This window comes from Sphingomonas flavalba, from assembly GCF_004796535.1.
In the GTDB taxonomy this organism is placed as follows: domain Bacteria; phylum Pseudomonadota; class Alphaproteobacteria; order Sphingomonadales; family Sphingomonadaceae; genus Sphingomonas_L; species Sphingomonas_L flavalba.
This window is the reverse complement of sequence record NZ_SPHY01000014.1, coordinates 36663-49737: the sequence shown is the minus strand read 5'-3', so window position 1 is coordinate 49737 and position 13075 is coordinate 36663. Positions and strand designations below refer to the sequence as shown.

Sequence of the window (13075 nt, the reverse complement as noted above, 5' to 3'; positions counted from 1 at the left end):
CTCCGGCTGGGCGGCGCTCTTGTGAGAGCGCGCGTCCGCGCATATTGAGGTTGCGGGCGCAGGATGCAACAGCCCGCGTGTGAGGTGGAGACAGGCATGGTTTCGATGACCCGACGGGCAGCCCCCCTGGCCGTGCTGCTGCTGGCGGCGGGCACGCTGGGCGGCTGCGCGGCGCAGATTCGCGGGCATCAGGGCTATTTCTTCGACCAGACGCTGGTTTCGACCGTGCAGCCCGGCATCGACAACAAGGAGTCGGTCGACAAGACGCTTGGCCGGCCGACCTTCGCCGGGCAGTTCACCGACAACGACTGGTATTATTTCTCGCGCGATACCCGTCAGCTCGCCTTTTCCCAGCCACGGCCGACCGCGCAGGAAGTGCTGCATGTCAGCTTCGACAAGGCCGGCAACGTCGCCAAGGTCGAAAAGACCGGGCTGGACCAGATCGCGTCGATCAAGCCGTTCGGCAAGACGACGCCGACGCTGGGCCGCAAGCGCGGCTTCTTCCAGGATCTGTTCGGCAATATCGGCCGCGTCGGCGCGGTGCCGGGCAGCATGGGCGGCGGCGCCGGCGGGACTACCCCGTGACCAGGGGCGGGACCGAGGCCGACGGGCGATCCCGCATATTCGACGACAGCCGGAGGATGACGACAATGCGCAGTTTCATTGCCGCGAGCATCGCGCTCACCCTGACGGGCACCGCCGGTTCAGCCGCGCTGGCCCAGGCCGATCATGCCAATCATGCCGCCCACGACCCGGCGCTGATGAAGGCGGTGGCCGATCCCGGTCGCAGCGCCGCCGACAGGGCGCGCGACCAGTACCGCCACCCGACCGAGACGCTGACCTTCTTCGGCGTGAAGCCGACCGATACGGTGGTCGAGCTGATCCCCGGCGGCGGCTGGTACACCGTCATCCTCGGCCGCTATCTGGAGGCCGGCACGCTCTATGCCTCCGCGGCGCCCAGCGCCGGGCGCGACGCGCTGCAGGCGCGGCTCGCCGCCGACCCGGTTCTGGCGAAAGTGCGCTTCGCGGGCTTTCCCGCCGGCGCGGACGACGTGCCGGACGACAGCGTCGACGCGGTGCTGACCTTCCGCAACATCCACAACTGGGTGATGGGCGGCAAAGGAGCGGAAAAGGACGTGTTCGCTAGCGCGTTCCGCATGCTGAAGCCCGGCGGCACGCTGGGCATCGTCGAGCACCGGCTGCCCGAGGATGCGGACGGCGCGCGCGAGCAGAGCAGCGGCTATCTGAAGGTGTCGACGGTGCGCCGCATCGCCGAGGCGGCCGGTTTCGAATATGCCGGCGCGTCGGACGTCAACGCCAACCCGAAGGATACCCATGATTACGAGAAGGGGGTGTGGACGCTGCCGCCGACCTTCCGGCTGGGCGATACCGACCGGGCCAAATATGCGGCGATCGGCGAGAGCGACCGCATGACCCTGAAATTCCGCAAGCCGGCGCAATAGCCGGTGGACGCCCGGCGGCTGGCGGCGACGGCGGTGCTGGCCGCCGCGCTGGCGGGTGCCGCCCCGGCATGGGCCGGGGCCAAGGGCTGGGACGACGCCGGGTCGATCGCCCGCGACGCGCTGGTCGTCGTCGCGCTCGGCGCGCCGGCGGTGCAGGGCGACCGGAACGGCGCGTTGCAGGCCGGCGGCAGCATCGGCGCGACGGCGCTGGTCACCTATGGCCTGAAGGAAGCCTTTCCCGAATGGCGACCTGACCGCAGCGACCGCAAGAGCTTCCCGTCCGGCCACACATCCATGGCGTTTGCCGCCGCCGCGACGCTGCACAATCGCTATGGCTGGCAGGCGGGCCTGCCGGCGCAGATCGTCGCGGCGTTCGTCGGCGTCAGCCGGGTCAAGGCGGACAAGCACCACTGGTACGATGCGGTCGCCGGCGCGGCGATCGGCGAAGCCGCCGGCTTCCTGATCACCCGCCGCCGCGACGATCGCGTGCGCATCGTCCCCTGGGGCGACAGCAAGAGCGGCGGGGTCGCGATGGCGGTGCGTTTCTAGGGGCGTGGAGCGGCACCGCCGCCCAACGCAGAATTCACCGATCGAGCCGGGATTTCAGTCCGTCTGCCGCCTGGCGCTGGGCGGTAACGAGGGCGTCGGCGCGGGCGCGCAAGGCGCGCAGGCTGTCCAGCCCGGCCGGATCGCCGCCGCCCGCCGCCGCGTTGGCGCGGTCGAGATAGAGTGAATCGATGTCGGCGAGTACCGCCGACGCCTGACCGGCCAGTGCCTCGACGGCAGTGGTCTGCTGCTGGGCGGCGATCCAGCTTTCGCTGCCGGCGGCGCCGGCCGCTGCCGCGGCGCGGCGCGCGGCGGGCAGCGCGGTGGTAAAGCCCCGGTCGGCGGCGTCGAGCGCAGCAGAAAAACCGTCGATCCGCACCTGCAGTCCGCTGTCGGGTGGCAGCGGCGCCGGCGCTTCCGGCTGGGCGGGTGGATCGAAGCGCATCCGCTCGATCGCGCGCGGTGCCAGCGACGGCGACTGCCCCGCCCCGTCGACGCAGCCGCCGAGCAGGACGAAAGCGGCTGATGCCGCGACCGGAAAGCGCGTCGTCATGCCGGTGCTGTAGGCGGTGGCGGAAAGTGCCGCAACGGGCTTGCGCGCTTGCGCCGACCCGCCTATGTGACCGCCTCCACGCGCGCCCGTAGCTCAGCTGGATAGAGCATCAGACTACGAATCTGAGGGTCGGACGTTCGAATCGTTCCGGGCGCGCCAATTTTCCCAAGCAAATACTATCGGTTAGTGCGGATGCGAAAAGCGCCCGCAGCCCCCTGTGCGCGCCCCATAAGCGGACCGTAAGCCGCCGGTGCGGTAAAAGCGGTGCTCGTAGCAGCACCCCACGCCCGCAGGCGCAGGGCGCTGGCAGCGTCAGGCGGGAAGGATGCTCGTCGTCCCGCTGCTGGGTCGTCGGATTATCGACCATCGGCGCCCGTTTCGGCGCCGCATATCCAGTCGAGCCTGGAAATCGCGTCGAGCCGCTGAACGCTGCTCACCAGACCGCCCGGCTTCGGACGGGGTGTACCTGACGCCGGTTCGGGGCGGCGTCGTGCATCCTGCCGGTTGCGAACGGGACCTAGAGTCTGTCCGCTTGAAGCGGAATCGACACCAGCCCGCTCCCCCACCCGGCCTCCCACATGATACTGCCGTTGGGAGGCCGGGTGGGGGAGCGGGCTGGTGCCGCCTAAAACGGACAGACTCTAGTACAGCCCCTCGGCGCGCAGCTTGAGACCGGCGGTGAACAGCGGGGTCGGCGCGGTGGCGAAGGTGCCTGGAGTCATGCCGAAGAAGTGGCGGAACTCGCGGTTCAGGTGCGACTGGTCGAAATAATTGAGCGCCGCCAGCTCGTCGGCGCTGAACTTGCTGAATCCGCGCATCGCCATTGCCATGTCGAGGGCGCGGCTGCGGCGCAGGACGGCCTTCGGCGAATGGCCGAAGGCGGCGCGACACTGGCGCTCCATCTGGCGGACGGACAGGCCCAGGCGCTCCGCCGCGTCGACGACGCGGATCGTGCTGTCGTTGCGCGCGATATATTCGAAGCGAAGCATCTGCGGGTCGGTCGGATATTCGGCGCGGTCGATCCGGCGGCTGACCACCGCCTCGATCGCTGCGACGACGCCGGTATCGTCGCTCGCCCGTCGCACGCCGTCCAGCATGGCATCGGCATCGTCGCCCCACACCTCTTGCAGCGGGCACATCCGATCGGCGAAGTTGCTGGCGGAGCAGCCGAACAACGTCCGCCACGCGCTGGGGTGGATCGACACGCCGATCACCCGGAACGGGCCGGTGACCTTGACGGCGAACGGGCGGAAATTAGATCCGAACAGCACCACCGGCCCGGCGCCGCGCCATTCGCCCGGTGCGACCTCGCCCAGCCATTCACCCCTTAACAATATGCGAATAAAGGCGGTTTCGGCGAGCAGTCGGTCGACGACAGTCATGTCGTGTGGCAGGTCCGCCTCGAATACATAGAGGCGCCGCAAATAGGGGGCGAGCGCGGGCGCGGCCGGATAATTGCGCGACAGCAGCAAATTGTGTCCCCAGACCCCTGTTGTCCCCCGCTCTGGACCGCGATACGTGGCTTGGCAAGCCTTGGCGAGCCCACTTTTGATTGGGCTTTCCGCGCGTGATCGCTATATACTGTGCATGGCAACATCTCCCGACACAAGCGGCTACGGCGCCGCATCCATCAAGGTGCTCAAGGGGCTGGACGCGGTTCGTAAGCGGCCCGGCATGTACATCGGCGACACCGATGACGGTTCCGGCCTCCACCACATGGTGTTCGAGGTGTCGGACAACGCGATCGACGAGGCGCTGGCCGGCTATTGCGACCTGATCCAGATCCAGCTGAACCCGGACGGATCGGTGTCGGTGGAGGATAACGGCCGCGGCATCCCGACCGGCATCCACCCGGAGGAAGGCGTTTCGGCGGCCGAGGTCATCATGACCCAACTCCACGCCGGCGGGAAGTTCGAGAACAGCGTTGACGACAACGCCTACAAGGTGTCGGGCGGGCTGCACGGCGTCGGGGTGTCGGTGGTCAATGCGCTCAGCGAGTTCCTGGAGCTGACCATCTGGCGCGGCGGCGAAGAGCATTTCATGCGCTTCGAGCATGGCGAAGCGGTTGCGCCGCTGAAGGTCGTCGGCCCGGCCGGCGACAAGCGCGGCACCCGCGTCACCTTCCTGCCGTCGCCGGAGACGTTCAAGATCGTCACCTTCGACTTCGAGCAGCTCGAGCATCGCTTCCGCGAATTGGCCTTCCTCAATTCCGGCGTCCGGCTGCGGCTGACCGATGCGCGCGGCGAGGAGCCCGTGTCGCGCGAGCTGCATTACGAGGGTGGCATCGCCGCGTTCGTCAAGTTCCTCGACCGCAACAAGACGCCGCTGTTCCCGGAGCCTATTACCGTCCACGGCCAGCGCGATTCGATCGGCATCGAGGTCGCGCTCGAATGGAACGACAGCTATTACGAGAACGTCCTCGCCTTCACCAACAACATCCCCCAGCGCGACGGCGGTACCCACATGGCGGCGTTCCGCGCCGCGCTGACCCGCACGCTCAACGGCTATGCCGACAAATCCGGCCTGCTGAAGAAGGAGAAGGTCAGCCTGACCGGCGACGACATGCGCGAAGGGCTGACGGCGATCGTCTCAGTCAAGCTGCCTGACCCGAAATTCTCTTCGCAGACCAAGGACAAGCTGGTCTCGTCGGAGGTCCGCCAGCCGCTTGAGGCGCTGATGTCGGACAAGATGGCCGAGTGGCTGGAAGAAAACCCGGCCGACGCGCGCTCGATCGTCCAGAAGGTGATCGATGCGGCGGCGGCGCGCGAGGCGGCGAAGAAGGCGCGCGAGCTGACCCGGCGCAAGGGGGCGATGGACATCGCCTCGCTCCCCGGCAAGCTGGCCGATTGCCAGGAGCGCGATCCCGCCAAGTCCGAACTGTTCCTGGTCGAGGGCGATTCCGCCGGCGGCTCCGCCAAGCAGGGCCGCGACCGGCATTATCAGGCGATCCTGCCGCTGAAGGGCAAGATCCTGAACGTCGAGCGCGCCCGCTTCGACCGGATGCTGTCGTCGAAGGAGGTCGGCACGCTGATCCAGGCGCTCGGCACCGGCATCGGCCGCGACGATTTCAACATCGACAAGCTGCGCTACCACAAGATCGTCATCATGACCGACGCCGACGTCGACGGCGCCCATATCCGCACGCTGCTGCTGACCTTTTTCTACCGGCAGATGCCGGAGATCATCCACCGCGGCCATTTGTTCATCGCCCAGCCGCCGCTGTACAAGGCGACGCGCGGCCGGTCCGAAGTCTATCTGAAGGACGACGGCGCGCTCGACCAGTATCTGATCGACGCCGGGTTGGCGACGATGGTGCTGGACGGGGCGGAGGGTCAGCGCGCCGGCGACGACCTGCGCCAACTGGTCGAGCATGCGCGGCGGATGCGGGTGCTGATGGGCTATATCCCGCGCCGCTACGACCCGGCGATCGTCGAGGCGATGGCGCTGACCGGGGCGCTGGCGCCGGAGCTGGACGAAGCCGGCAAGACGGCGGCGGTCGAGCGGATCGCTGCCTGGCTGGGCGCGGCCGATCCCGGCGCGCGCTGGAGCGGCTCGCTCGGCAGCGACGGCGGCTATCACCTGGCCCGGCTGTGGCGTGGCGTGACCGATCATCACCATGTCGACGGCGCCTTCCTGATCAGCGCCGAGGCGCGCAAGCTGCACGGCCTGACCCAGGAGCAGGCGCAGGCCTATGCTGCTCCGGCGCGGCTGGTCGCTGCCCGGCAGGCAGCGGCGGCGCGCGACGAGGAGGAGGAGGAGGATGCCGTCGACACGCGCGGCACCGCGGTCAACCGGCCGAGCGAGTTGCTGGAGGCGGTGCTCGCCGCCGGGCGCAAGGGGCTGGCGATCCAGCGCTACAAGGGGCTGGGCGAAATGAACTCCGAGCAGCTGTGGGAGACGACGCTCGACCCGCAGAACCGCTCGCTGCTGCGCGTGCAGGTGGCGCAGGCCGATCTGGCCGACGAGATCTTCACCCGGCTGATGGGCGACGTCGTCGATCCGCGCCGCGAGTTCATCCAGCAGAATGCGCTGAGCGTCGCCAATCTCGACGTGTAGCGCCGCTGCAACGGCGGCGGGCGGACGCTACGGCTCGGCGCGAAAAGGGGAACTTTCCGCGGCCGGCCGCGCTTCTGCCGCATGGGTGTAACCGATTTCCTCCGGCAGGCCAGGGCCGCCCGCCAGGCCGAACGGGCCGGCCGCTTGCGGGCGGAGGCGAGCAACTGCCTGGCCATCGCAGTTGGCAAGCGCGGCGATAACGCCGCCGCGCTGATCGACGAGGCCGCCCGCCTTGCCCAGCGGGCCCGCGAACTGGCCCGCGCTGCCGAATAGCCGCGCGGTGCCCTCTGGCATCACGCGCCGGAATGCCGCACATACCGGGCATGACCCAGCCGAACATCGTCGACCGCCCGACCTTCGTCAGCCATCTCGAATGCGCCGCGACGGGGGAACGCTACCCAGCTGATACCGTCCATGGCCTGTCGCGCGCGGGCAAGCCGCTGCTCGTCCGCTACGACCTGGACGGGGTGCGCGATGCGCTCAGCCGCGAAGTGCTGGCGGCACGGGCGCCGGACATGTGGAAATGGCGCGAGATGCTGCCGGTGCGCCACGTCGTCAATGTCGTCAGCCTGGGCGAGGTGGCGACGCCGCTGGTGCCGCTGCCGGTACTCGGCGCGCGGCATGGCGCGACGGCGCCGATCGTCAAGGATGAGGGGCGGCTGCCGACCGGGTCGTTCAAGGCGCGCGGGCTCGTGATGGCGGTCAGCATGGCGAAGGAACTGGGCATCCGTCGCATCGCGATGCCGACCAACGGCAATGCCGGCGCGGCGATGGCCGCCTATTGCGCGGCGGCCGGCATCGAATCCTATGTCTTCTGCCCCGACGACACGCCGGAGGTGAACGTCCGCGAGATCGCGCTGCAGGGGGCGAAAGTGTGGAGAGTCAATGGCCTGATCGGCGATTGCGGCAGGATTGTCGGCGAAGGCCGGGAGGCGATGGGCTGGTTCGACCTGTCGACGCTGAAGGAGCCCTACCGGATCGAGGGCAAGAAGACGATGGGGCTGGAGCTGGTCGAGCAGCTTGGTTGGCAGGTGCCCGACGTGATCTTCTACCCGACCGGCGGTGGCACAGGGCTGATCGGCATGTGGAAGGCGTTCGCCGAGCTGGAGGCGATCGGCCTGATCGGGCCGGAACGGCCGCGGATGGTGGCAGTACAGGCCAGCGGCTGCGCGCCGATCGTCAACGCATGGAAGGCAGGCGCCAACCATGCCGAGCCGGTCACTGACGCCCACACCGTCGCCTCCGGCATCCGCGTGCCCGGCGCGATCGGCGATTTCCTGATCCTGAACGCGGTGCGCGAATCGGGGGGCTTCGCGATTGCGGTCGACGACGATGCGATCATCGAGGTCCGTGACCGGGTCGCGCGCGAAGGCGGATTCCTGCTCTGCCCGGAAGGGGCGGCGACGGCGGCGGCGTGGGAGGCGGCGATCGATGGCGGTCTGATCGCCCGCACCGACCGCGCCGTCCTCTACAATTGCGCCAGCGGCCTCAAATACCCGATGCCGCCGGCCCACGCAGCGATCGACCGCCACCAGCCGATCGACTGGGCGGCGATGCGGTGAGATTGGGCCGCGCCGCTAGAATTCCCGCGATAGCGCGAATTCGAAGCGGGTGCGCTTGAACGCATAGAGGCCGACGGTTGAATCGTTGACCGACCGGGTGACGCGGAGCAGCGGCGCCAGGCCCTTGTAGCTGAGCTGGCGCAGCACGATGCCGCCCGTCACGTCCCAGCGGGTATCGCGGCGCGTCTTCGGGAACAGGCCGAGCCGCGCGTCGCTGCCCAGCCGGCTGACGCTGCCTTGCACGAACAGCAACTGCTTGCCGAAGCTGCGCGCCGCGAGCAACTCGATCGCGCCGCTGGTCGAAGCGAGCGCCGGCATCGCCGCCGTCTGCCGGTCGAATCGCGCGCCGATGCGGGTGCTGAAGCGCGGCGTGATCGCGCGGTCATAGGCGATGTTCAGGTCGTAAAGCGTGCCGTTCTGCGCCGGAACCAGCGGGTAGCGGCTTTTAAGCGCTGTCGCCTCGACTTCGATTTGGCTGCGCGGATCGAGCGGTTTCAGCATGTTGAGCGACACGCCGTAGCTGTCGGCATAGAGCCGGCCGCCGAACCAACGCTTGCTGGCGATCGCCGCCGGCCGCCAGCGGGTGCGCCCGGCGCGGATTTCCGGGCCGGTGGCGACGGTGGCGATGATGTCGTTGAACCGGCTGGCGCCGTACAGATTGGCGCTGCCCGACAGCCGGGTCAGCCAGGATGCCGTATCCGACAGGTCGACGCGGGCGAAAGCCTGGCCGGCGATCGCGACGCCGAGGCCGGAGCGGGCGCGGGCGTCGTCGTCCAGGTAGAGCGGGGCGATGACCGTGTCGACGGTCTCGCGGGCGGTGGCGCGGTTGATGTTGCTGTCCGGCGCGAGCGCTATTTCGAACGACCCGCCGAACGGGCGGCTGGACCGCAGCGCGGCGGCGAAGCGGTCGACGGCGCGGGCGACGTCCTCCGGCAGGCCGGCGGCGCCGGCGCGGCGCAGCTCGCGGCGGGCGCCGGATTCGTCGCCACCGGCGGCGAGCAGCCGCGCCAGTTCCAACCGTACCGGCTGGGCATTGGGCTTTTCGTCGAGCAGCGCCTTCAGCAGCGCGATCGCCCCGTCGCGGTCGCCGCGGCTTTCGCGCAGGCGGGCGAGGCGGAAGCGTGCTTCGGCGCGGATGTCGGCCTGGCTGTCGCCGGTCAGGCCGCGCAGCAGGGTTTCGGCGTCGTCAAGCCGGCCGGCGCCGATATAGCGATCGGCGGCGGCGAAGACCTCCGCGGCGCTCAGGTTGGTCGCGCAGGCGCGGTCCGGCGGGCAGTCGGCCGGGGGCGCCTGCGCCGTCGCCGCGCCGCCGCACAGGGCGATCGCGGCGGCGATCAGCAGCCGGAACATGGCGCGGCCGGTTACTACTGCTTCTTGCCGACGACCGCGCCGACCGCGGCGCCGTTGGCGCCGGTCAGGCGGTAGGTGTAGCCCATCTCGCTCCCGGTCGGCCCGAAGAAGGCGCCGTTGAACCCGCCCGAATAGACATTGCCGTCGGCATCGGCGCCCTGATGGGTGAAGGTGCCGCCGAAGCCGCCGCCGAACTGGGCGATCGTGCCGACCCCCTTGAACAGGCCGAGCGCCTTGGTGCGGCTGCCGTCGAGGATGTCGGTGCCGGTCAGGCTGAGATCGGTCGACACTGTCATTGCGGAGAAATCGGCGTTGAACGTTGCGGTTCCGCCAAGGGCGTAGAGGCCGGAGGTGGTGTTCCACGACCCGTCGACCTGGGTAGTGTAGCTGGCTGACCCGGTGCTCGGCTGATTGGCGCCTTGGCGGATGCCGTAGAGGAAATAGCGCTGATCGACGTTCAGCGCGCCGCCGGTGTCGAGGATGGTCTGCCACGCGCCGTAGCTGACATAGGTCAGCGCCAGCGTCGTGTTGCCGCTGCCCGGGTTGAACAGCACCAGCTGGTCGCTGCGGTTGGCGGCGTCCGCGCGGGTGTAGACGCTGATCGTCGCATTGCTGTCGGCCGCGCTGCGGTCTGCGGGCAGGAAGGTCTTGCTCGCCGCGCCGTCGGTAATTGTATAGCCGCCGGTCGCCGCATTGTAGGCCAGCGATACGCCGCCGCCGAAATTGCGTGCGGTGGAGGTGATGCCGCTGGCCGCGGCCGTGGTCTTGTCGACCGTCGTGTTCATCGACGCGCCGGTCGCCTGGAAGGTCTCGCTGACCGACAGCGGTGCGAGCGTCGTGTTGGTGGGCGTCGGGCTGGGCGAAGGACTCGGCGACGGCGAAGGGGTTGGGGACGGTGAGGGGCTCGGCGACGGCGAAGGAGTCGGAGACGGCGATGGGCTCGGCGATGGGGACGGGCTGGGTGAGGGGCTCGGCGAAGGGCTGGGGGTCGGCGCCGGAGTGGAATTGACTCCGCCACCGCCACCGCACGCGGCAAGCACCAGCCCGAGGCTGAATATGTAGTAGTTCCGGCTGTTCATCATTGGGATTGCGCCTGCCATCGCTGATACGGACCGCGAGGCTATGCGCAGCAGGCGTTGCGAACTGGTTAACGCGATGTTGAGAATGCGCCCGGCCGATCAGGCGGCGTGCATGTCGAGCGCTTTCTGCCGCCGGCGCTGGACGGACGATCCGATGCCCATCGCCTCGCGATATTTGGCGACCGTCCGGCGGGCGATGTCGAAGCCGCGCTCGCGCAGCAGGTCGACCAGCGTATCGTCGGACAGGATGGCGTCGTGGTCCTCCGCCGCGATCAGCGCCCGGATCGCGCTCTTCACCGCTTCCGCCGACACCGATTCGCCGCCGTCGGCCGCCTGGATCGCGCTGGTGAAGAAATATTTCAGTTCGAACAGCCCGCGCGCGCAGCTCAGATATTTGTTGCTGGTGACACGGCTGACCGTCGATTCGTGCATGCCGATCGCCTCCGCCACCGTGCGCAGGGTCAGCGGCCGCAGATGGGCGACGCCGTGCAGGAAGAACGCCTCCTGCTGCTTCACGATCTCGCTGGCGACCTTGACGATCGTGCGCTGGCGCTGATCGAGGGCGCGGACCAGCCAGTTGGCGCTGGCCAGGCATTCCGACAGCCAGGTCTTTGCCGCCTTGTCCGGGCTGCCGGCCTGCAATTCGACATAATAGCCGCGGTTGACCAGCAAGCGCGGCAGGGTGGCGGCGTTGATCTCGATCGCCCAGCCGGCGCCGCGTCGGGCGACGAACAGGTCGGGCGTCACCGCCGGGCTGCGCTCGCCGCCGAAGCGCAGCCCCGGCTTCGGGTCATAGCCGCGCAGCTCGCGGATCATGTCGGCCATGTCCTCGTCGTCGACGCCGCACATTCGCTTCAGCCGGTTGATCCGTCCGGCGGCGAGCAGGTCGAGATTGTCGAGCAGCCGCGCCATCGCCGGATCGTAGCGGTCAACCTCCCGCGCCTGCAGCGCCAGGCATTCGCCGAGCGAGCGGGCGCCGACCCCAGTGGGGTCGAAGCTCTGGACAACCGCCAGCACCCGCTCGATCCGCGCGAGCGGGACGCCCAGTCGGGCCGCCATGTCGAGCAGGTCGGCGTCGAGATAGCCAGCCTCGTCGATCTGATCGATCAGGTGGCCGGCGATCGTCAGGTCCGGGGCGGCGAAGGCGGTACCGGCCTGGGCGAGCAGATGGTCGTGGAGCGACAGCGCGTCCGCCGCGAAGCTGTCGAAATCGATCCCCTCGCCGTCGCCGCCCGTGCCGCTGCCGCCGCCGAGGCCAAGCGCCCCGTCCATGCCCGGCGCCGCCGCATCGGCCGGGCTGTCGTGATGGAATGTCTCGGCGCCATAATCGACATCGAGCGGCGCGTCGCTGTCGGCGGTGCCGCGCTCCAGCAGCCGGTCGGCGGTTTCCGGTTCCGGCGCCTCGCCTCCGTTCTCGCCCCCGTTCTCGCCGCTGTCGTCGCCCCCGGCATCGTCGCCTTCCGGCGCCGCGTCGCCGCGCTCGTCCGACCCGGCGTCGAGCAGCGGATTGCGCTCCAGTTCCTCGGCGATGAAGCTCTCGACCTCCAGGTTGGACAGCGCGAGCAGCTTGATCGCCTGCTGGAGCTGCGGCGTCATCACCAGCGACTGGCTCTGGCGCAGGTCGAGGCGCGGGCCGATCGCCATCGCCGCTACAACTCGAAGCTTTCGCCGAGGTAGAGGCGGCGGACATTCTCGTCGGCGACCAGCGCCGCCGGACTGCCGGCGAACAGCACCCGCCCATCGTAGATGATGCAGGCGCGGTCGACGATATCCAGCGTCTCTCGGACGTTGTGATCGGTGATCAGCACGCCGATGTTGCGCTTCTTCAGGTCGCGGACGAGGTCGCGGATGTCGGCGATTGAGATCGGGTCGATACCGGCGAACGGCTCGTCGAGCAGCATGATCGACGGATCGGCGGCCAGTGCGCGGGCGATCTCGCAGCGTCGCCGCTCGCCGCCGGACAGCGCCATCGCCGGCGCGTCGCGCAGCCGGGTCAGCCCAAATTCGGCGAGCAGTGTCTCCAGCCGTTCGGCGCGAACCGCCTTGTCCGGCTCGGTCATCTCCAGCACCGCCGAGATGTTCTGGCCGACGCTCAGGCCGCGGAAGATCGACGTTTCCTGTGGCAAATAGCCGAGGCCGAGGATCGCCCGCCGGTACATCGGCAGGCCGGTGATATCCTCTCCGTCGAGCATGATCCGGCCCGAATCGGGGCGTACCAGCCCCATCACCGAATAAAAGCAGGTGGTCTTGCCGGCGCCGTTCGGCCCGAGCAGGCCGACGACCTCGCCGCGCGCCACCGACAGGGACACGTCCGACAATACCGAGCGCCGGTCATAGGCCTTGGCGATCGATACCAGCGCCAGGCCATCGGCCGGGGGCGGCGTGTCGTGTGGAGAAAAGGCTGCGGTATCGTCCATCCTGGTCCCGGCTGGTCGCATGAAGTGGTTAGGCGATGGTTAACGGCGG

Annotated in this window: 13 protein-coding genes and 1 tRNA gene; 8 read left to right on the top strand and 6 right to left on the bottom strand. The window is 69.1% G+C overall.

Annotated elements, in window-relative coordinates; genetic code table 11:
• The first annotated feature begins 105 nt into the window (after nt 1-105).
• From E4A53_RS12310 to E4A53_RS12300, 3 genes are all read left to right on the top strand, one after another.
• On the top strand, nt 106-585 hold the full coding sequence (locus E4A53_RS12310) for an outer membrane protein assembly factor BamE (RefSeq protein ID WP_168694380.1): 480 nt from the start codon (nt 106-108) through the stop codon (nt 583-585).
• Nucleotides 586-650: 65 nt separating this feature from the next.
• A complete protein-coding gene (locus E4A53_RS12305) occupies nt 651-1463 on the top strand; it encodes a class I SAM-dependent methyltransferase (protein ID WP_136163415.1) in 813 nt (270 codons plus the stop codon).
• 3 nt (nt 1464-1466) lie between these two features.
• Nucleotides 1467-2012 carry a phosphatase PAP2 family protein gene (locus tag E4A53_RS12300; protein WP_136163414.1) on the top strand — a complete coding sequence of 182 codons (546 nt, stop codon included), beginning with the start codon at nt 1467-1469 and terminating at the stop codon, nt 2010-2012.
• Between the two features lie 34 nt (nt 2013-2046).
• On the opposite strand, the gene E4A53_RS12295 is transcribed toward E4A53_RS12300, so the two are convergent.
• Nucleotides 2047-2562 carry a hypothetical protein gene (locus tag E4A53_RS12295; protein ID WP_136163413.1) on the bottom strand — a complete coding sequence of 172 codons (516 nt, stop codon included), beginning with the start codon at nt 2560-2562 and terminating at the stop codon, nt 2047-2049.
• Nucleotides 2563-2644: 82 nt separating this feature from the next.
• Here E4A53_RS12295 and E4A53_RS12290 point away from each other — a divergent pair.
• Nucleotides 2645-2721: transfer RNA gene (locus tag E4A53_RS12290), tRNA-Arg, on the top strand.
• A 482-nt stretch (nt 2722-3203) separates the two neighbouring features.
• Here the strand turns inward: E4A53_RS12290 and E4A53_RS12285 are convergent.
• A complete protein-coding gene (locus E4A53_RS12285; protein ID WP_136163412.1) occupies nt 3204-4034 on the bottom strand; it encodes an AraC family transcriptional regulator in 831 nt (276 codons plus the stop codon).
• A 115-nt stretch (nt 4035-4149) separates the two neighbouring features.
• Between E4A53_RS12285 and gyrB the strand changes: the two genes are divergently transcribed.
• The 3 genes from gyrB (at nt 4150) to E4A53_RS12270 (ending at nt 8180) form a co-directional block, all read left to right on the top strand.
• Nucleotides 4150-6618 (top strand): DNA topoisomerase (ATP-hydrolyzing) subunit B, encoded by a 2469-nt coding sequence (gene gyrB, locus E4A53_RS12280; RefSeq protein WP_136163411.1) that lies wholly within the window; start codon nt 4150-4152, stop codon nt 6616-6618.
• A gap of 81 nt (nt 6619-6699) precedes the next feature.
• Entirely contained in the window at nt 6700-6891 is a 192-nt protein-coding gene (locus tag E4A53_RS12275; RefSeq protein ID WP_136163410.1) for a hypothetical protein, read from the top strand.
• Nucleotides 6892-6941: 50 nt separating this feature from the next.
• Nucleotides 6942-8180: a threonine synthase gene (locus tag E4A53_RS12270; RefSeq protein WP_136163409.1), complete on the top strand. Its 1239-nt coding sequence runs from the start codon at nt 6942-6944 to the stop codon at nt 8178-8180.
• A 15-nt stretch (nt 8181-8195) separates the two neighbouring features.
• On the opposite strand, the gene E4A53_RS12265 is transcribed toward E4A53_RS12270, so the two are convergent.
• Both E4A53_RS12265 and E4A53_RS12260 read right to left on the bottom strand, forming a co-directional pair.
• Entirely contained in the window at nt 8196-9530 is a 1335-nt protein-coding gene (locus E4A53_RS12265) for a surface lipoprotein assembly modifier (RefSeq protein WP_136163408.1), read from the bottom strand.
• A gap of 14 nt (nt 9531-9544) precedes the next feature.
• Nucleotides 9545-10315 carry a HupA family protein gene (locus tag E4A53_RS12260; RefSeq protein ID WP_168694379.1) on the bottom strand — a complete coding sequence of 257 codons (771 nt, stop codon included), beginning with the start codon at nt 10313-10315 and terminating at the stop codon, nt 9545-9547.
• Between E4A53_RS12260 and E4A53_RS14690 the strand changes: the two genes are divergently transcribed.
• Entirely contained in the window at nt 10296-10592 is a 297-nt protein-coding gene (locus E4A53_RS14690; protein WP_168694378.1) for a hypothetical protein, read from the top strand. The two genes, E4A53_RS12260 and E4A53_RS14690, sit on opposite strands and share 20 nt — an antisense overlap.
• Nucleotides 10593-10708: 116 nt before the next feature.
• On the opposite strand, the gene rpoN is transcribed toward E4A53_RS14690, so the two are convergent.
• Both rpoN and lptB read right to left on the bottom strand, forming a co-directional pair.
• Nucleotides 10709-12253 carry an RNA polymerase factor sigma-54 gene (gene rpoN / locus E4A53_RS12255; RefSeq protein WP_136163406.1) on the bottom strand — a complete coding sequence of 515 codons (1545 nt, stop codon included), beginning with the start codon at nt 12251-12253 and terminating at the stop codon, nt 10709-10711.
• A gap of 5 nt (nt 12254-12258) precedes the next feature.
• On the bottom strand, nt 12259-13026 hold the full coding sequence (lptB, locus tag E4A53_RS12250) for an LPS export ABC transporter ATP-binding protein (protein WP_136163405.1): 768 nt from the start codon (nt 13024-13026) through the stop codon (nt 12259-12261).
• Between the last annotated feature and the right edge of the window lie 49 nt (nt 13027-13075).

Excerpts from the sequence above, each read along its gene's own strand:
- lptB (WP_136163405.1), bottom strand. The coding sequence starts at position 13,026 with ATGGACGATACCGCAGCCTTTTCTCCACACGACACGCCGCCCCCGGCC.
- E4A53_RS12260 (WP_168694379.1), bottom strand. The coding sequence starts at position 10,315 with ATGAACACGACGGTCGACAAGACCACGGCCGCGGCCAGCGGCATCACC.
- E4A53_RS12295 (WP_136163413.1), bottom strand. The coding sequence starts at position 2,562 with ATGACGACGCGCTTTCCGGTCGCGGCATCAGCCGCTTTCGTCCTGCTC.
- E4A53_RS12265 (WP_136163408.1), bottom strand. The coding sequence starts at position 9,530 with ATGTTCCGGCTGCTGATCGCCGCCGCGATCGCCCTGTGCGGCGGCGCG.
- E4A53_RS12270 (WP_136163409.1), top strand. The coding sequence starts at position 6,942 with ATGACCCAGCCGAACATCGTCGACCGCCCGACCTTCGTCAGCCATCTC.
- E4A53_RS12275 (WP_136163410.1), top strand. The coding sequence starts at position 6,700 with ATGGGTGTAACCGATTTCCTCCGGCAGGCCAGGGCCGCCCGCCAGGCC.
- rpoN (WP_136163406.1), bottom strand. The coding sequence starts at position 12,253 with ATGGCGATCGGCCCGCGCCTCGACCTGCGCCAGAGCCAGTCGCTGGTG.
- E4A53_RS12310 (WP_168694380.1), top strand. The coding sequence starts at position 106 with ATGACCCGACGGGCAGCCCCCCTGGCCGTGCTGCTGCTGGCGGCGGGC.
- E4A53_RS12305 (WP_136163415.1), top strand. The coding sequence starts at position 651 with ATGCGCAGTTTCATTGCCGCGAGCATCGCGCTCACCCTGACGGGCACC.
- gyrB (WP_136163411.1), top strand. The coding sequence starts at position 4,150 with ATGGCAACATCTCCCGACACAAGCGGCTACGGCGCCGCATCCATCAAG.